Source organism: Mesobacillus sp., from assembly GCF_057785455.1.
Genome location: NZ_JBYNSB010000033.1, coordinates 100045 through 117421 on the forward strand (window position 1 = coordinate 100045; position 17377 = coordinate 117421).

18 protein-coding genes, 1 tRNA gene and 1 other annotated feature are annotated in these 17377 nt (G+C 45.7%); all 19 genes read left to right on the top strand.

Annotation, left to right across the window (positions count from 1 at the left end):
- Positions 1-46: 46 nt before the first annotated feature.
- Positions 47-1804 (top strand): succinate dehydrogenase flavoprotein subunit, encoded by a 1758-nt coding sequence (sdhA, locus tag AC3EBE_RS13065; RefSeq protein WP_488595473.1) that lies wholly within the window; start codon positions 47-49, stop codon positions 1802-1804.
- 6 nt (positions 1805-1810) lie between these two features.
- Positions 1811-2572, top strand: coding sequence for a succinate dehydrogenase iron-sulfur subunit (gene sdhB, locus AC3EBE_RS13070; RefSeq protein ID WP_488595474.1), 762 nt, complete (start codon positions 1811-1813; stop codon positions 2570-2572).
- Positions 2573-3112: 540 nt separating this feature from the next.
- Positions 3113-3694: a class D sortase gene (locus AC3EBE_RS13075; protein ID WP_488595475.1), complete on the top strand. Its 582-nt coding sequence runs from the start codon at positions 3113-3115 to the stop codon at positions 3692-3694.
- A 125-nt stretch (positions 3695-3819) separates the two neighbouring features.
- Positions 3820-4287: an acyl-CoA thioesterase gene (locus AC3EBE_RS13080; protein WP_488595476.1), complete on the top strand. Its 468-nt coding sequence runs from the start codon at positions 3820-3822 to the stop codon at positions 4285-4287.
- 140 nt (positions 4288-4427) lie between these two features.
- Positions 4428-4652 (top strand): spore germination transcription factor GerE, encoded by a 225-nt coding sequence (gene gerE, locus AC3EBE_RS13085; RefSeq protein WP_019154738.1) that lies wholly within the window; start codon positions 4428-4430, stop codon positions 4650-4652.
- Positions 4653-4864: 212 nt separating this feature from the next.
- Positions 4865-5323, top strand: coding sequence for a MarR family winged helix-turn-helix transcriptional regulator (locus AC3EBE_RS13090; protein WP_488595477.1), 459 nt, complete (start codon positions 4865-4867; stop codon positions 5321-5323).
- Between the two features lie 10 nt (positions 5324-5333).
- On the top strand, positions 5334-6131 hold the full coding sequence (gene racE, locus AC3EBE_RS13095) for a glutamate racemase (protein ID WP_488595478.1): 798 nt from the start codon (positions 5334-5336) through the stop codon (positions 6129-6131).
- A 28-nt stretch (positions 6132-6159) separates the two neighbouring features.
- Entirely contained in the window at positions 6160-6357 is a 198-nt protein-coding gene (locus AC3EBE_RS13100; protein ID WP_488595479.1) for a hypothetical protein, read from the top strand.
- Between the two features lie 44 nt (positions 6358-6401).
- Positions 6402-7472: a GerMN domain-containing protein gene (locus tag AC3EBE_RS13105; RefSeq protein WP_488595480.1), complete on the top strand. Its 1071-nt coding sequence runs from the start codon at positions 6402-6404 to the stop codon at positions 7470-7472.
- 124 nt (positions 7473-7596) lie between these two features.
- Positions 7597-8352 carry a ribonuclease PH gene (gene rph / locus AC3EBE_RS13110; RefSeq protein WP_488595481.1) on the top strand — a complete coding sequence of 252 codons (756 nt, stop codon included), beginning with the start codon at positions 7597-7599 and terminating at the stop codon, positions 8350-8352.
- A gap of 13 nt (positions 8353-8365) precedes the next feature.
- The gene (locus AC3EBE_RS13115) at positions 8366-8962 is read left to right on the top strand and encodes an XTP/dITP diphosphatase (protein WP_488595482.1); all 597 of its coding nucleotides are present in this window, start codon (positions 8366-8368) and stop codon (positions 8960-8962) included.
- 1 nt (position 8963) lies between these two features.
- The gene (locus AC3EBE_RS13120; protein ID WP_488595483.1) at positions 8964-9488 is read left to right on the top strand and encodes a metallophosphoesterase; all 525 of its coding nucleotides are present in this window, start codon (positions 8964-8966) and stop codon (positions 9486-9488) included.
- Positions 9489-9608: 120 nt separating this feature from the next.
- Positions 9609-9685: transfer RNA gene (locus AC3EBE_RS13125), tRNA-Arg, on the top strand.
- A gap of 393 nt (positions 9686-10078) precedes the next feature.
- The gene (gene ilvE / locus AC3EBE_RS13130) at positions 10079-10981 is read left to right on the top strand and encodes a branched-chain-amino-acid transaminase (RefSeq protein ID WP_488595484.1); all 903 of its coding nucleotides are present in this window, start codon (positions 10079-10081) and stop codon (positions 10979-10981) included.
- A gap of 11 nt (positions 10982-10992) precedes the next feature.
- Positions 10993-11247 (top strand) — a binding site (T-box leader).
- Between the two features lie 103 nt (positions 11248-11350).
- Positions 11351-13066 carry an acetolactate synthase large subunit gene (gene ilvB, locus AC3EBE_RS13135; protein ID WP_488595485.1) on the top strand — a complete coding sequence of 572 codons (1716 nt, stop codon included), beginning with the start codon at positions 11351-11353 and terminating at the stop codon, positions 13064-13066.
- Entirely contained in the window at positions 13063-13578 is a 516-nt protein-coding gene (gene ilvN / locus AC3EBE_RS13140; RefSeq protein WP_488595486.1) for an acetolactate synthase small subunit, read from the top strand. Before ilvB ends, ilvN begins: the two co-directional genes overlap by 4 nt.
- Positions 13579-13661: 83 nt before the next feature.
- Positions 13662-14684, top strand: a complete 1023-nt coding sequence (ilvC, locus tag AC3EBE_RS13145) for a ketol-acid reductoisomerase (protein ID WP_488595487.1) — start codon at positions 13662-13664, stop codon at positions 14682-14684.
- Positions 14671-16209, top strand: coding sequence for a 2-isopropylmalate synthase (locus AC3EBE_RS13150; RefSeq protein WP_488595488.1), 1539 nt, complete (start codon positions 14671-14673; stop codon positions 16207-16209). The genes ilvC and AC3EBE_RS13150 overlap by 14 nt, the downstream gene beginning before the upstream one ends.
- A gap of 51 nt (positions 16210-16260) precedes the next feature.
- A complete protein-coding gene (gene leuB, locus AC3EBE_RS13155) occupies positions 16261-17373 on the top strand; it encodes a 3-isopropylmalate dehydrogenase (RefSeq protein ID WP_488595489.1) in 1113 nt (370 codons plus the stop codon).
- Positions 17374-17377 lie beyond the last annotated feature (4 nt).

The following is a 17377-nucleotide window of genomic DNA, read 5'->3' on the forward strand; positions in this document are numbered from 1 at the left end:
TGATCGGATTTGTAAGACAGACATGGATTTAAGGGAGTGAGTCACAATGAGTAAAGGTAAGGTTATCGTAGTCGGCGGCGGTCTGGCTGGCTTAATGGCCACTATTAAGGTGGCTGAAACAGGAACACCTGTTGAGCTATTCTCACTTGTGCCGGTAAAACGTTCACACTCTGTTTGTGCACAGGGCGGAATCAACGGTGCAGTAAATACAAAAGGTGAAGGTGACTCCCCGTGGGAGCACTTCGATGATACAGTTTACGGCGGTGACTTCCTTGCCAACCAGCCTCCTGTAAAAGCAATGGCTGAAGCAGCACCAGGAATCATCCACCTTCTTGACCGTATGGGTGTAATGTTCAACCGTACCCCTGAAGGCCTTCTTGACTTCCGCCGCTTTGGTGGGACACAGCATCACCGTACTGCATTCGCAGGTGCTACAACCGGCCAGCAGCTGTTATACGCTTTGGATGAGCAGGTTCGCCGCCATGAGGTAGCTGGCCTTGTTACGAAATACGAAGGCTGGGAATTCCTCGGAATCGTTAAGGATGATGAAGGTGTGTGCCGCGGGGTTGTAGCACAGAACCTGACTTCAATGGAAATCAGATCTTTTGCTGCAGATGCAGTCATCATGGCAACTGGCGGCCCTGGAATCATCTTTGGCAAGACTACTAACTCTGTCATCAATACTGGTTCTGCTGCTGCGATCGTTTACCAGCAGGGCGGTTATTACGCTAATGGTGAATTCATCCAGATCCACCCTACTGCGATTCCTGGCGACGACAAGCTGCGCCTGATGAGTGAATCTGCACGTGGTGAAGGTGGACGAGTATGGACGTATAAAGACGGTAAGCCATGGTACTTCCTTGAAGAGAAGTATCCTGCATACGGCAACCTGGTTCCTCGTGACATCGCAACTCGTGAAATCTTTGACGTTTGCGTAAGCCAGAAGCTGGGAATCAACGGCGAGAACATGGTTTATCTTGACCTTTCGCATAAAGATCCAAAAGAGCTTGATATCAAGCTTGGCGGTATCATTGAAATCTATGAAAAATTCATGGGTGATGATCCTAGAAAAGTCCCTATGAAAATCTTCCCTGCGGTCCACTATTCTATGGGCGGACTATGGGTTGATTATGACCAAATGACGAATATTCCTGGGCTATTTGCAGCTGGTGAAGTTGATTACTCTCAGCACGGTGCGAACCGTCTTGGCGCTAACTCTCTATTATCTGCAATCTATGGCGGTATGGTCGCCGGACCGAATGCAATCCGTTACATCAACGGGCTGGAGAAGAGCTCCGATGCTATTTCATCTTCTATCTTTGACGAGCATGTTCAAAAAGAAGAAGCGAAGTGGCAGAATGTGATGTCATTGGATGGAACTGAAAATGCGTATGTCCTCCACAAAGAGCTTGGTGAATGGATGACCGACAACGTGACAGTTGTACGTTACAATGACCGACTGTTAAAGACAGATGAGAAAATCGTAGAATTGATGGAGCGCTACAAGCGCATCAACATTAACGATACAGCTAAATGGAGCAACCAGGGCGCAGTGTTTACTCGCCAGCTTCAAAATATGCTTCAGCTTGCGCGTGTTATCACAATCGGAGCTTATAACCGTAATGAAAGCCGTGGAGCTCACTATAAACCGGAATTCCCTGATCGTAATGATGAGGACTTCTTGAAAACAACGATGGCGAAGTTTGTTGCATCAGACTCTGCGCCAGCATTCCACTATGAAGACGTTGATACTTCATTGATCCAGCCGCGTAAGCGCGATTATTCTAAGAAGAAAGGGGAGTAATGAGGGATGTCAGAGAAGAAAACTGTTCGTTTTATTATCAGCCGTCAGGATACTCCTGATTCAGCCCCTTATCAGGAAGAGTTTGAATTAGATTACCGTCCAAATATGAACGTAATTTCAGCATTGATGGAAATCCGCCGTAATCCGGTGAATGCGAAGGGTGAAGCTACAACTCCAATCGCATGGGATATGAACTGCCTTGAGGAAGTTTGTGGAGCATGCTCCATGGTCATCAACGGACGTCCGCGCCAGTCGTGCTCTGCGCTTGTTGACCAGCTTGAACAGCCAATCAGGCTTGAGCCAATGCGAACATTCCCGGTTGTGCGTGACCTGCAGGTTGACCGCAGCCGCATGTTCGATTCCTTGAAGCGTGTCAAAGCTTGGATTCCGATCGATGGAACATATGACCTTGGACCAGGACCACGCATGCCTGAAAAGAAACGCCAGTGGGCATATGAGCTTTCAAAATGTATGACTTGCGGCGTGTGCCTTGAAGCTTGCCCTAATGTAAACAGCAAGTCTGATTTCATCGGGCCTCAGCCACTATCACAGGTACGTCTGTTCAACGCTCACCCAACAGGTGCATTGAACAAAGGCGAGCGACTTGAAACAATCATGGGAGACGGAGGACTTGCAAACTGCGGTAACTCACAGAACTGCGTACAGTCTTGCCCTAAAGGTATTCCATTGACTACTTCGATTGCTGCCTTGAACCGTGATACAACACTTCAAGCATTCAAAAACTTCTTCGGAAGCGATCAAGTATAATGATTCAACCTCCTTTTTCCTCAAAAGAAAAAGGGGGTTTTTTCTTTAAATCTGGTATTTCAATTCTGTTAACATGGCTAATTTCATTGAGCATCCCTCCAATTAATCCACCGCTATGTTCAAGGCTCTTTTCAAATACTTTGTTGCTATTCTATATGCTTATAAATCTCCTTCTAGATGTTTTTCAAAGAAGGCTTTGCAGTAAAATGCTGTTGATTTCCGTTCCAGGCACTTCGCTTTCCTCGGGGCGTGCGGTGAGCCTCCTCGTCGCTCTCGCTCCTGCGGGGAAAAATGGTCCCTTCTTTTCGGACCATTTCTTCCGGGGTCTCACCTGTCCCGCTTCATCCCGAAGGAGTCTTCGCGCCTTCCACAACAATCAACAGGATCTAAATTCAACATAGGTATAGCAACAATCTTTGCGAAAACAGCTATTTTCAGAGATAAAGCTGTCGAAAATCCTCATATTTAATCTATTAATAACTACTGGGTCAAAAGCATCCATCTGCTATACTGAAGAAAAGGAAATAAGTGGAGATATAGATGCGAGGGACAAAAATTATAGCTCTTGTTGTTGTCATATGCGGATTGCTCGTTCTCGGAAAAGGATTATGGCAGATTCTTGCTGCTGATCAGCAGGAAAAGGAAGCCTATCAAGCTGCAAAGGCACTGGTAAAACAGGATAGGAAGATGCTGTTACATGACGAATTCAAGCCTGAAACCGGAGAAGCATCCGGTTTATTGAGCATACCCAAAATTGCTGCTGAATTGCCAATTGTGGAGGGGACCGACCCGGATGATCTTGAAAAGGGAGTAGGGCATTATAAAGGCTCCTACTATCCTCAGCAAAACGGCCAGATTGTACTATCGGGTCACCGGGATACTGTTTTTCGGAAGGCAGGAGAGTTGAAAATAGGTGATCAGCTGATCGTGCAGATGCCATATGGGAAATTTGCTTATGAAATTATTAAAACAAAAATTGTGTCTGCCGAGGATACTAGTATTATCACCTTGCAAAACAACGAAGAGGAATTGCTGTTAACGACCTGCTACCCCTTTTCATACTTAGGCAATGCTCCCGACCGTTTTATTATTTATGCTAAACGAACAGCTGATAATGATTAATCACATAAAAAGCAGACCAGGATACTTTTTAAGATAATCCTGGTCTTTATTATTTTCAAAAAATCCAAATATATTTATAATAAAGAAAAGAATGAATGTTCATTCAGTTATCAGGAGGCATATAAATGAAGAATACCAATTATATCGAAGACATCGTAAGCTGGGAAAAAGAGTTTGAGTATTATCATGAAGTGAAGGTCAGGTTTTCAGAGACAGATATGTTTGGCCACCTGAATAACACGGTTCCGTTTACTTATTTTGAGATGGCACGGATCGATTTTTTCAAAAGCCAGGGCTTCATGCAGGATTGGGTCAGGCCAGAAAATGAAACAATCCCCGTGGTTGCGGATTTGCAGTGTGGTTATTTAAGCCAGATTTATTTTGATGAAGATTTAAAGATTTATGTAAAAGCAAATTCAATCGGCAACTCCTCGGTTGATTTACACTATATGGGAAAAAAGGCGGACGGGGCGATCTGCCTTGCAGGACGCGGAACAATCGTTCAAATATCCAAGAAAACAGGCAAGGGTGTTCCGTGGTCAGAAGAGATGCGCAAGCTGCTTGCAAACAGCAAGAAATCCGCTGTGAAATAAATTTTGAACATTTTTATAAAAAAGCTCAGGAAGCCCCTGAATTATTGTCACTCCAATCTTTCCTTCACATATGATATGTTGACTAAATTTATACCCACCCCGCAGTTCACAGCTGGCGAAGGCAAGGAGGGTTACAATACTTGAAGGAAAATGAATATACTCACAAGCCATTACTCACTAAACGCGAAAGAGAAGTTTTCGAACTGTTAGTACAAGACAAAACAACAAAAGAGATCGCTAGTGAATTATTTATCAGCGAAAAAACGGTTCGGAACCATATTTCCAACGCCATGCAAAAGCTTGGTGTAAAGGGGCGTTCCCAAGCTGTTGTAGAGCTCCTGCGTATGGGAGAGCTAGAACTTTAATCTAGACCGGCCAACCTTTTGGGAGGCCGGTTAAGATATTTAAAGGGCCAAAATCAGGCGATATAAGCTGTAATTCTCAATTCTATCTTGAAATTTGCTCGAAAAAAGTAGAAAATAAGGGCAATAGGAAAATAAGATCAAACGTCATACAGCATGAATTTATGTTTTTGGATAGATAAAATTGGCGAATGCAAATTTAGGAGTTGTTACAGATGAATCTTGAAGGAATCCAAAATCATCAGGATCTTGACACAGTTGCTGATATTGAAAAAGATTTAAGGTACATATCTGGAATCATTAAGCAAAAGGGCCGTGAGCTCCTTAGCAATTATACAATCACCCCGCCTCAGTTTGTGGCACTTCAGTGGCTGTTTGAAGATGGGGATATGACAATTGGCGAACTATCGAATAAAATGTTCCTGGCCTGCAGCACGACAACTGACCTGGTAGACCGCATGGAAAAAAATGAACTTGTTGTCCGGGTTAAGGATCCTAATGACAGACGAGTTGTCCGCATCCATCTCCTTGGAGAGGGAGAGAGGATCATTGATGAAGTAATCAAGAAGCGCCAGGCTTATCTTCAGGAGGTGCTGAAGGATTTTTCCGGCGATGAGGTCGTTTCTCTGAAAAATGGATTAGCAAAATTACATCAAGAAATGCGTGGAGAATGAGGCGAGTTTTTTGAACCAACCAATCGGAATCATTGATTCAGGTGTTGGCGGGTTGACAGTAGCGAAGGAAGTAATGCGCCAGCTGCCTTATGAACAGATCATCTATGTAGGCGATACGGCACGCTGCCCATATGGCCCTCGACCTGTCGAAGAGGTGAAGAGATTCACATGGGAGATGACCCGCTTCCTGCTTGAAAAGAATATTAAGATGCTTGTGATTGCCTGTAACACGGCAACTGCTGTTGTACTGGAAGAAATCAGGAATGAACTTTCCATTCCGGTATTGGGCGTGATCCAGCCGGGAGCCAGAACTGCCATAAAGGTAACCGAGAACTATCAAATTGGCATAATTGGCACTATTGGCACGGTGAAAAGCAAGGCGTATGAGCATGCGCTTAAAGCAATCAACCGCAAAACAAAGGTAGAAAGCCTTGCCTGCCCGAAATTCGTACCCCTGGTAGAGAGCGGTGAATATAACGGAACTGTTGCCAGGAAGGTTGTCATGGAGACACTGGAGCCTTTGCGCAATAAAGGCCTTGATACATTGATATTGGGCTGCACACATTATCCTTTGCTCGAGCAGCTTATTAAAGAAGTGATGGGTGAGGAAGTCCAGGTGATCAGCTCAGGCGAGGAGACTGCACGTGAAGTGAGTACAATCCTCGGCCATAATGACATGTTTGCGGACAGGGAAGGGCTGCCAGAACACCTTTTTTATACGACCGGCTCAAGGACCATTTTCAGGAGCATTGCCTCACAATGGCTCGAACAGCCAATTGATAATATCGAAAAAGTTAAATTGGGATAAACAGGCCTCCATTTTCGGGGGCCTTTTTGTGTTTCAAGGAAATATTTTAGCCAGCAAAAAAAGAGTAACAGCAATTTTTAAACAACTTCGAATCGTTATGAAACAAGTGCTAAAGGAGCAGGTCCATATCCCAGAGCTTCAAAAACAATTAGTATCCGCAGCATTAATCACTCTCGAAAATGGTTTGTACAAAAATCTTTTTCAAAGGCGGTCTAAAATATCGTGAGGCTCGTATACATGATAGTACAAACTGTCTTTGGAGGGATTTATATGTCAAAAAATAATAAAGCGGTCATCGTTACTGCGGCAACATTGGCAACCACTGTCTTCTTGTCCGGCTGCGGGCTGTTTGGCGGGGAAGAAAAAAAGAAAATTGATCCGCCGCAGGATGTTACCTTCATGGAGGATGGGGAGGCTGTCGATCAAAATACTTCTGCTGAAACTAAGCAGGACGGAGCAGAAGCCGTGGAAACAACAGTCCAGACAGAGCTTTACTTGATTGATAAAAATGGGTATGTTGTATCCCAGGCGATGGAGCTTCCAAAAACCGAAAGTGTTGCCAAGCAGGCGCTTGAGTATCTGGTAGCCAATGGGCCAGTTCAGGAGATGCTGCCTAATGGATTCCGTGCTGTCCTTCCAGCTGACACCCAGATGACCGTGAATATCAAGGATGGAACAGCAATTGTTGATTTTTCCAAAGAGTTTGCGGGCTATAAAAAAGAAGATGAGAAGAAAATCCTCCAGGCTGTTACATGGACACTTACCCAGTTTGACAGTGTGAACAAGGTTAAGCTCCAGCTGAATGGAGAACCTCTTGAGGCAATGCCTGTCAACGGCACTCCTATTGGCGAGGACTTAAGCCGTGCCGATGGAATCAATATGGATAACTCCGATGTAGTTGATATCAGCAATACGAAGGCGGTAACAGTCTATTATGTTGGCGGTGAAGAAGGAGCATATTATTATGTGCCTGTAACCCGCCGTGTAAGCAACAATGTGAATGACAATATTACTGCGATCGTAAACGAACTGGTTGAAGGTCCGTCCTACGCATCCAACCTTCTTTCTGAGTTCCAGAATGATGTAAAGCTGCTGGATAAACCTAAATTCGAAGGCGGCAAGGTTACTTTGAATTTCAATGAAGCCATCTACGGCAGTTTTGAGGAAAAAATGGTTTCTGAGCATATCCTGAACTCGCTAGTGCTTTCCCTGACTGAACAGGAAGGTGTCGAAAGAGTTGCCCTAACGGTGAAGGGGGCCACTGATGTCCTGACTGAAAAGGGCGAGAAGCTTTCTGAGCCGGTTACCCGTCCTGAAAAAGTTAACACTGGTAGTTTTTAATAGCTGGAGTTTGGTATACTAAATAAAGACATATGAAGAGGCAGTCATGATGCTGCCTCTTATTTATTGTGACCAGGAAGTCAGGAACTGCTGATTCCCATATACGCAAAAGGAGGACACACACATGCGATTTGACGGTCGTGAACCTTTACAATTAAGACCAATACATATTGAAACTGATTATTTAAAGCATCCGGAAGGCTCTGTTCTGATTTCGGTGGGAGACACAAAGGTGATTTGTACTGCCTCCATCGAAGACCGGGTTCCGCCATTCATGAGAGGGGAAGGCAAGGGCTGGATTACGGCTGAATATTCCATGCTGCCCCGTGCGACTGAGCAGAGAAATATCAGGGAAGCTGCAAAGGGTAAAATCACAGGAAGGACGATGGAAATCCAGCGCTTGATTGGCAGAGCCCTGAGAGCTGTGGTTAATCTTGAAGCGATTGGAGAGCGTACAGTCTGGGTCGATTGCGATGTAATCCAGGCAGATGGCGGCACGAGAACCGCCTCCATTACAGGCGCATATGTGGCTATGGCACAGGCGCTTTATAAGCTTAGCAAGCAGAAAAAACTTTCATCATTCCCTATTACGGACTTCCTTGCCGCGACCAGTGTTGGCATCCTAGCAAACGGTCAGGCGGTTGTCGATTTGAATTATGTCGAGGATTCTGCTGCACATGTTGATATGAATGTCGTGATGACAGGAAATGGCGAATTTGTCGAGCTCCAGGGTACAGGAGAAGAAGCGACATTTTCATACAGCCAGCTCCAGGAACTGCTGTCGGCGGCACAGGAAGGGATCATGGAGCTTTTTGATAAGCAGAAGGAAGCACTCGGCGAAGAACTTTCTGCAAAGATCAACAGTGCAAAAAAGGCTTAGGAGAGGTACTTCAATGGAAACAGTCATTATCGCTACAAAAAATAAGGGAAAAGCAAAGGAATTTGAGAAGCTGTTTTTACCATATGGCCTTACGGTAAAAACGCTGATTGATTTTCCTGAGCTTGAGGATGTTGAAGAAACAGGAACGACATTCGAGGAGAATGCAGTGTTAAAAGCCGAAACAATTTCCAGGGCTTTGGGAGCAAGAGTCATTTCAGATGATTCAGGTCTTGAGGTGGATGCACTGGAGGGCCGTCCAGGTGTTTATTCTGCACGTTATGCAGGATTGGAAAAAGATGATGAGGCAAACATCGACAAGGTACTCAAAGAGCTTCAAGAGGTGCCAGATTCCGAGCGGTCTGCAAGATTTTGCTGTTCACTGGCGATGGCAGAACCGGGCAGGGAGACGCTGACAGTCTTTGGAACTTGTGAAGGGCATATCCTTCGGGAGCGGAGGGGCTCAAACGGTTTCGGCTATGATCCTATTTTCTTTGTGGATTCATTGGGAAAAGCGATGGCGGAGCTTCCTTCCGAAGAAAAAAATAAAATCAGTCACCGGGCAATTGCTATAAAAGAATTAGAGAAGGCTCTAAAGGGGCGGGATTTTTAACATGGCTAAAATTTTGATTGTCAGTGACAGCCATGGCTCTGCGGAGATGCTTGAGCACATCGGGCAGCTCCATGGTTCGCATGTTGATCTGATGCTTCATTGCGGAGACTCTGAGTTAGCTGAAAGTGATCCAGCCATCAAAAACTTTAAGTCCGTCAAAGGAAATTGTGATTTTTACGGTGATTTTCCTGATGAAGAAATACATGAAATCAGCGGGACTAAAATCCTCGTGACACATGGGCATCTATACTCAGTGAAGAGCACTTTGGTCAATTTATTTTATAAGGCTAAAGAAGCAGGAGCGGAGATTGTTTGTTTTGGGCACTCCCATCTTCTTGGTGCGGAAATGATTGAAGATGTCCTTTTTATCAACCCGGGGAGCATCAGGCTCCCGCGGGGAAGAAAGGAACAGACATATGTCATCCTTGATCTTGAAGGCGAGCGGGCGACTGTGCGAATCTATGAGTACCAAAAGGGTGAATTGCCCGGCTTGAGGCAGGAATTTTCCCTTCACAAAAATCAATAAAACCACTATAATATTTTTTTGAGGGGAGTCATCCGGCTTTCCTCAAAAAAGTTTTTCATTTTCTGTTGACATTTAGTCATTTGGCTAATATAATAAATCTTGTCTTTAAAAAACAATTATGTCCCAGTAGCTCAGCTGGATAGAGCACACGCCTTCTAAGCGTGCGGTCGGGAGTTCGAATCTCTCCTGGGACGCCATTTAAACTACATACCTTAAACTCACCTATCGCAGGTGAGTTTTTTTTTGCCCTTTCCTGGATGAGCCTCTTTTTGATCTTCGCTGTTTCGCAGTATCATTCGCCATAAAATCTAGCTTCAGCAAAAAAAATTTTCTTTTTCTTAAATGTGAATATATCAACAATGTAAGCGTATACAAATAAACTAACTAATCGAAATTATCAAATAATTTAAAAAATACCGGTTGACGAGGGCTGAAATTGGGCGTAAGATAATCCTCAAATATAAGAACAAGTTGGTACACAGCCAATTGGGAACACAGTTTTATATCAATTTCGAATTGAGTAAAATTGTATTTTTTTAAAACTAAATTTTAATAATTTAAAGCGTCTATTTACTAAAGGAGTGTTATTCGTGCCCGAGCAATGGATTTATTTGAATGGTGAATTTGTCACCAAGGAAAATGCTAAGGTTTCTGTATATGATCATGGCTTTTTATACGGAGATGGTGTTTTTGAAGGGATTCGGGTATACAGCGGCAACATCTTCCGGATGGAAGAGCATATGGACCGGCTCTATCGGTCAGCGAAATCCATTATGCTGAACATGCCACACTCTAAAGAGGACTTTACAGATCTCGTAGTCGAGACAGTAAAGCGGAACAAACTGAGAGATGCTTATATCCGGATTGTTGTTTCAAGAGGAGTCGGTGACCTGGGACTGGATCCTTACAAATGCCCAAATGCAAATGTCGTGGTCATTGTTGAACCGCTGGCTATTTTTCCGAAGGAACTTTATGAGCGCGGCCTCGATATCGTAACAGTCGCGACTAGAAGGAATCGCCCGGATGTGCTAAGTCCTAAAGTGAAATCACTGAATTATTTGAACAATGTGCTTGTAAGAATTGAAGCCCATCTCGCAAATGTCAGCGAGGCACTGATGCTGAATGACCAGGGATATGTGGCGGAAGGTTCTGCTGATAATGTTTTCATTGTCAGAGGGAACACCTTCCTCACACCGCCAGGATATGTAGGTGCGCTGGAAGGGATCACGAGAAACGCAGTAATTGAAATCGCCAGAGACCTTGGGTATGAGGTGAAGGAGGAACCGTTTACCCGCCATGATGTATATACCGCAGATGAAGTTTTTCTGACAGGGACTGCAGCTGAAGTCATTGCCGTTGTAAAAGTTGATGGCAGAGTCATCGGGGAAGGAAATCCAGGCAGACACACGCAAAATATCCTGCGTGAATTCCGTGCGAAGGTAGTAGCGGAAGGAATACAGGTTTACGAACAGGAAGCACACCAAGTCAGCTAAATTGCATAGTGTTAAAAGCGGAGACAGGGACAAGTAATTTTTTGCGATAAGCATGAACAGAGAGCCGGGAATGCTGAGAACCGGCCATGCCGCATCAAATGAACTCACCCTGGAGCGCGGATTTGAAAGGGCAACCAAGTAAAATCTGCCGAGTGTCTATCACTCGTTACCAAAACCGGCAGCCTAGGCTGTCACGAGTGCACGCAATCTTGCGTGAATAAGGGTGGTACCGTGGAACAGGAGCTAAAGCCTATTCCATCCCTTTGTCTGGCACAGCCAGGCATATGGAGATGGAACAGGCTTTTTTATTTTGTTTGATCCTGGTAAAGATTACTTGAAAAACTCGTAAATTAGGGGGGAGTTGTAAAAATGTTGCAGGAAGCGGCCTTGAAGGAAAAAAAGTCCCATGCAACCGGGCTAAGCGGTGCAGATTTACTGTTAAAAGCGTTGGAAAAGGAAAATGTTGAAGTCATTTTTGGCTATCCAGGAGGTGCTGTCCTCCCAATCTATGACAAACTTTATGATTCGAAAATCCTTCATGTGCTTCCGCGGCATGAACAGGGCGGAATACACGCAGCTGAAGGATATGCAAGAATCAGCGGAAAACCTGGTGTTGTAATTGCTACATCGGGTCCCGGGGCAACCAATATCATAACGGGCCTGGCAGATGCGATGATGGATTCCCTGCCGCTTGTAGTGTTCACCGGCCAGGTGGCTACAGGAGTGATTGGGACGGATGCCTTTCAGGAAGCTGACATCCTGGGAATCACGACTCCAATTACAAAGTATAACTATCAGGTGCGCGATGTGAAGGATATCCCAAGAATCATCAAGGAAGCCTTTTATATTGCAACCAGCGGACGGCCTGGTCCAGTCGTCATCGATTTTCCGAAGGACATGGCAATCGCGGCAGCTGAAGAGCCTGCTGAGCAGGAGATCTCGCTCCCAGGCTATCAGCCGACAATCGAGCCGAATTACCTTCAAGTAAGAAAACTGGCGGAAGCAGTCAGCAGGGCGAAGCGTCCAGTCATCCTTGCCGGTGCTGGCATACTGCATGCAAAAGCTTCTAACTTGTTAAAGGAATACGCAGAGCAGCAAAAACTTCACGTCGTTCATACCCTTCTCGGTTTGGGAGGTTTTCCTGCAAATCATGAATTATTCCTGGGGATGGCAGGGATGCATGGCTGCTATGCAGCGAATATGGCGCTCTATCAATGTGACCTATTGATCAATATCGGGGCAAGATTCGATGACAGGCTGACAGGGAATTTAAAGCACTTTGCCCCGAATGCAAAGGTAGCACATATTGATGTCGATCCAGCTGAAATCGGCAAAAATATCACGACACATATCCCTGTCGTTGGCGATGCTCGAGCAGCCCTCAATCAGCTGCTCCTCCAGGACGGTACGCCTCCTGAACAGGATGAGTGGAGTCAAACTCTTGCGTCCTGGAAAAATGAATACCCATATCATTATGAAAATACCGGGATGCTCAAGCCGCAAAAAGTACTGGAGCTCTTATATGAAAAAACAGCAGGAGAGGCGATTGTCGTAACCGATGTGGGGCAGCATCAAATGTGGGCAGCCCAGTACTATCCTTTAAAGGAAGCAGACCGTTGGGTGACTTCAGGGGGACTTGGCACAATGGGCTTCGGGCTTCCGGCCAGCATTGGCGCACAGTTTGCCGATCCACAGGCCTGTGTCATCGCCGTGGTGGGTGATGGCGGCTTCCAGATGTCCACACAGGAGCTGTCAGTCATCGCTGAGTACCAGCTCCCTATTAAAATAGTGATTCTCAATAATAAAGCTTTAGGCATGGTAAGGCAATGGCAGGAGATTTTCTATGATTCTCGTTTTTCCCATAGCAAAAATCCGGTTCAGCCTTCCTTTGTCAAACTGGCAGAAGCTTATGGAATTAAAGGATTCGAGATCAGGACAGAAGAGGAGGCCCATGCTGTTTTGAACGAAGTGATGCATGATAAGGAACCTGTACTTCTGGATTTCAGGGTGGATGGGGACGAGAATGTATACCCTATGATCGCTCCAGGAAAAGGAATCCACGAAATGGTGGGTGTGAAGAAATGAAACGGATCATAACGTTGACTGTACTGAACAGACCGGGAGTCCTGAACAGGATCACGAATTTGTTTACTAAGAGAAATTATAATATTGAAAGTATCTCCGTCGGACATACCGAACAGGAGGGAGTATCACGGATCACATGTGTTGTCCATGTTGAGGGTGACAGGGTGGCTGAGCAGATTACCAAGCAGCTGAACAAGCAAATAGATGTCCTTAAGGTGGCCGACATCAGTGACCAGGCGATTGTTGCGAGGGAGCTGGTCCTGGTCAAGGTACCAGTGCTGCCGCATAATCGCTCAGAGATTTATTCACTGATTGAGCCATTCCGCGCTTCGGTGATCGATGTCAGCAAGGATAGCATCATCATCCAGCTGACAGGGGAGTCAGAGAAAATCGAAGCTTTCATAGAATTGATCAAACCATATGGAATCAGAGAAATGGCACGGACCGGTACAACAGCGTTCCCGAGGGGATACCAGCCATCCAGCCAGCAGAAATCTTTGTCTTTTGTTTAAGCTCTTTTCGTAACTTTGTTAACAAGTAATTCTTCATATATAAACTTTTAAAATTATTTTAAAAAAAGAGAGGAAGAGGAAAAATGGCGAAAATGTATTATAACGGTGATGCGAACGAGGCTTATTTTAACGGAAAGAGAGTGGCAGTGGTAGGTTATGGCTCCCAGGGCCATGCACATGCTCAAAACCTGAGGGACAGCGGTGTTGAGGTTGTTGTTGCTTTAAGAAAAGGTAAGTCATGGGATAAAGCGGAACAGGACGGTTTTGAAGTCAAGACGGTTTCCGAAGCAGTTGCACAAGCGGATGTGGTCATGATCCTTCTCCCGGATGAACTCCAGCCTGCGGTGTACAAAAACGAAATCGAGCCTAATCTTACAAACCAGGCGCTTATGTTTGCCCACGGCTTCAATATCCATTTCAACCAGATTGTACCGCCGGAGCAATGTGATGTTCTGCTTGTAGCCCCTAAGGGTCCGGGTCATCTTGTACGACGGACATATCAGGAAGGAGCCGGCGTACCTGCACTATTTGCTATCCATCAGGATGTCTCGGGAGAAGCCACTGAATTGGCGCTCGCCTACGCTAGAGCCATCGGTGCATTGAGAGCGGGCGCATTGGAGACTACATTTAAAGAAGAAACAGAAACAGATTTATTCGGTGAACAGGCGGTATTATGCGGCGGCCTGACTTCACTTGTAAAGGCTGGCTTCGAGACTCTCGTAGAAGCAGGATATCAGCCAGAGCTGGCTTATTTTGAAACGATGCACGAACTGAAGCTGATCGTAGACCTGATGTATGAAGGCGGGCTTGAAGGGATGCGCTACTCCATCTCAGATACAGCACAATGGGGAGATTTTGTCAGCGGGCCGAGAGTTGTAAATGCAGCGGTTAAGGAAGAAATGAAAAAGGTGTTAGAGGATATCCAAAACGGAAAGTTCGCTGAGGGCTGGATTGCCGAAAATGAAGCTGGCCGTCCTGATTTCAACGGAATCAATGAAAGAGAGAACAGGCACCAGATCGAAGAGGTGGGCCGCGAACTGAGAAGCATGATGCCTTTTGTCAATAAACATAAGCAGAGAGAAGTGGCTGCCAGTGCGAAGAATTAAGATTTTTGACACAACCTTAAGAGATGGAGAGCAATCAGCAGGAGTAAACCTTAATTTTTCCGAAAAGCTGGAGATTGCAAGACAGCTTGAAAGGCTTAACGTCGATATTATTGAGGCTGGATTTCCAGCTGCCTCAAAGGGAGATTTCGCTTCAGTAGCCGAAATCTCCCGGACGATAAAGGGCTGTTCAGTAACAGGCCTGGCGAGATCGGTAGTTTCAGATATTGATGCAGCCTGGGAGGCGCTCAGGACTGGTGCAGAACCAAGGCTGCATCTGTTTATCGCTACCTCTCCGATCCACAGGAAACATAAGCTGAAGCAGACAAAAGCCGAAGTGATTGAAACAGCCGTCAGGACGGTAAAATATGCCGCTGCAAAGTTTCCGATTATCCAATGGTCAGCCGAGGATGCCTGCAGGACCGAGCCTGAATTCCTGGCTGAAATCGTAGAAGAAGTAATCAAAGCTGGAGCAAAGGTAATCAATATACCTGACACCGTCGGTTATATTTCGCCGATGGAGTATGGCAATATTTTTAAATACTTACAGGAGCATGTTCCTTCTATTAGTAAGGTAGAGCTTTCGGCTCACTGCCATGATGACCTGGGAATGGCGATCGCCAACTCGCTCGCGGCCGTTGCGGCAGGGGCAACACAGGTCGAGGGAACCATTAATGGAATTGGCGAACGAGCAGGAAATGCCGCCCTTGAGGAACTGGCAGTCGCGCTTCATATCCGCAAAGATTTCTACCAGGCCGAAACGAGTATGAACCTGAAGGAAATCAGCAGAACGAGCAGCCTTGTCAGCAAGCTTACAGGCATGACAGTGCCGGCCAATAAAGCGGTTGTCGGCAGGAATGCATTTGCGCATGAGTCGGGTATCCATCAGGATGGCGTCTTGAAGGAAAAGTCTACTTATGAAATTATTTCACCGGAGCTTGTGGGACTGCAGAACAATTCGATGGTACTAGGAAAACATTCTGGAAGGCACGCGTTCCGAAACAGGCTGAATGAAATCGGGCTCTCAGTTCCTGACCACGAGATCAATCATTTATTCTCGGTATTCAAGGAGCTTGCCGACCGTAAAAAAGAAATGACTGACGAGGATCTTGCAGCCATCATCCTTGAAGAAAAACTTTCAAAGGAGCAGCAATATTATCGCTTGGATTCAATTCAGGTGCAGTACGGCACGAATCAGGTTCCGACTGCCACGGTCACTCTTTCAGGATGCCAGAATGAATTGATCCAGGAGGCCTCCACCGGCTCGGGAAGCATTGAAGCATTATATAACACTCTGGAAAAATGCATGAACGAAAGCGCCAGTTTACTAGATTACCGCATCCAGTCAGTAGGGGCCGGCAGAGATGCCCTTGCCCAGGTATATGTGAAGCTTGTATTCGGAGGGCAGGAAACGAGCGGCCGTGGCCTTGCCCAGGACGTTCTGGAAGCTTCGGCAAAAGCTTACTTGAATGCGGTGAACAGGGTTATATATATGGAAGAAAACAAGAAAGTTGCAGTGAATGGGTAGTTAAAAAGCCAGTTTAGCTATAAAAAATTTATTTTATTGGAGGCGAAGGTAATGGAAAAAAGGATCGCAGTCCTGCAGGGTGATGGAGTGGGCAAGGAAGTAAGCAGGGGGGCGATTAACATCCTCCGGGCAGTAGCTGAGCTTTTCGGCCATAATTTCCATTTCGTTTTTGGAGAAATTGGCGGAGAGGCAATCGACGAATTTGGAACACCGCTGCCACAGCATACTCTGGATTTATGTAAATCCAGTGATGCAGTGCTTTTAGGAGCGGTAGGAGGTCCAAAATGGGATCGCCTTCCCGGACATCTTCGTCCAGAAAAAGGTCTTCTTAAAATCAGGAAAGACCTTGGCTTATACGCAAATGTTCGCCCGGTCCATTACTATTCCAGTATTTCAGGAGTGTCTCCGCTTCGCAAGGAAGTCATCGAGGGAGCGGATATGGTCGTTGTCAGAGAGCTGACAGGAGGCCTTTATTTTGGCAAACCAAGTGAAAGAAGCATGCAAAAAGGTGAAGCTTCCGTAGTTGATACCCTGTTTTATCAGAAAAAAGAGATTGAAAGAGTGCTGCGCTATGCTTTCAAATTAGCTGTCACACGGAGGGGGAAAGTGACCTCTGTCGACAAGGCGAATGTTTTGGAATCAAGCCGAATGTGGCGTGAGACTGCTGAAGAGGTAGCGAAAGAGTATCCGGATGTGAAGCTTGAGCATATGCTTGTCGACAATGCGGCGATGCAGCTGATCAAAAATCCGCGGCAATTCGATGTAATCGTAACCGAGAACATGTTTGGCGATATTCTAAGTGATGAAGCATCTGTATTGACTGGCTCGCTGGGCATGCTTCCTTCTGCAAGTGTTTCAGTAGAAGGACCATATCTGTATGAACCAATCCACGGTTCTGCTCCTGATATCGCGGGTCAGAACGCTGCGAACCCAATTGCTATGATCCTTTCGGCCGCGATGATGCTCAGAATGTCGTTTGGAATGGCAGAAGAGGCAGATGCAGTTGAGAAAGCAGTGGAACAAGTATTGGATTCAGGAAGAAGGACACGAGATATTGCTTCACTAGACTCTATGACATTGACAACTGAGCAGATGGTCGAAGAAATCAGGGCCACCTTGCTTGATAATGAAGCAATTTATAATATCATGGGCGCATACGCTTAATAGA

Coding starts and splice junctions, on each gene's coding strand:
- AC3EBE_RS13105 (WP_488595480.1), top strand. CDS start 6,402: ATGTCAAAAAATAATAAAGCGGTCATCGTTACTGCGGCAACATTGGCA.
- AC3EBE_RS13115 (WP_488595482.1), top strand. CDS start 8,366: ATGGAAACAGTCATTATCGCTACAAAAAATAAGGGAAAAGCAAAGGAA.
- ilvC (WP_488595487.1), top strand. CDS start 13,662: ATGGCGAAAATGTATTATAACGGTGATGCGAACGAGGCTTATTTTAAC.
- leuB (WP_488595489.1), top strand. CDS start 16,261: ATGGAAAAAAGGATCGCAGTCCTGCAGGGTGATGGAGTGGGCAAGGAA.
- ilvB (WP_488595485.1), top strand. CDS start 11,351: ATGTTGCAGGAAGCGGCCTTGAAGGAAAAAAAGTCCCATGCAACCGGG.
- ilvN (WP_488595486.1), top strand. CDS start 13,063: ATGAAACGGATCATAACGTTGACTGTACTGAACAGACCGGGAGTCCTG.
- AC3EBE_RS13120 (WP_488595483.1), top strand. CDS start 8,964: ATGGCTAAAATTTTGATTGTCAGTGACAGCCATGGCTCTGCGGAGATG.
- sdhB (WP_488595474.1), top strand. CDS start 1,811: ATGTCAGAGAAGAAAACTGTTCGTTTTATTATCAGCCGTCAGGATACT.
- sdhA (WP_488595473.1), top strand. CDS start 47: ATGAGTAAAGGTAAGGTTATCGTAGTCGGCGGCGGTCTGGCTGGCTTA.
- rph (WP_488595481.1), top strand. CDS start 7,597: ATGCGATTTGACGGTCGTGAACCTTTACAATTAAGACCAATACATATT.
- AC3EBE_RS13080 (WP_488595476.1), top strand. CDS start 3,820: ATGAAGAATACCAATTATATCGAAGACATCGTAAGCTGGGAAAAAGAG.
- AC3EBE_RS13090 (WP_488595477.1), top strand. CDS start 4,865: ATGAATCTTGAAGGAATCCAAAATCATCAGGATCTTGACACAGTTGCT.
- AC3EBE_RS13075 (WP_488595475.1), top strand. CDS start 3,113: ATGCGAGGGACAAAAATTATAGCTCTTGTTGTTGTCATATGCGGATTG.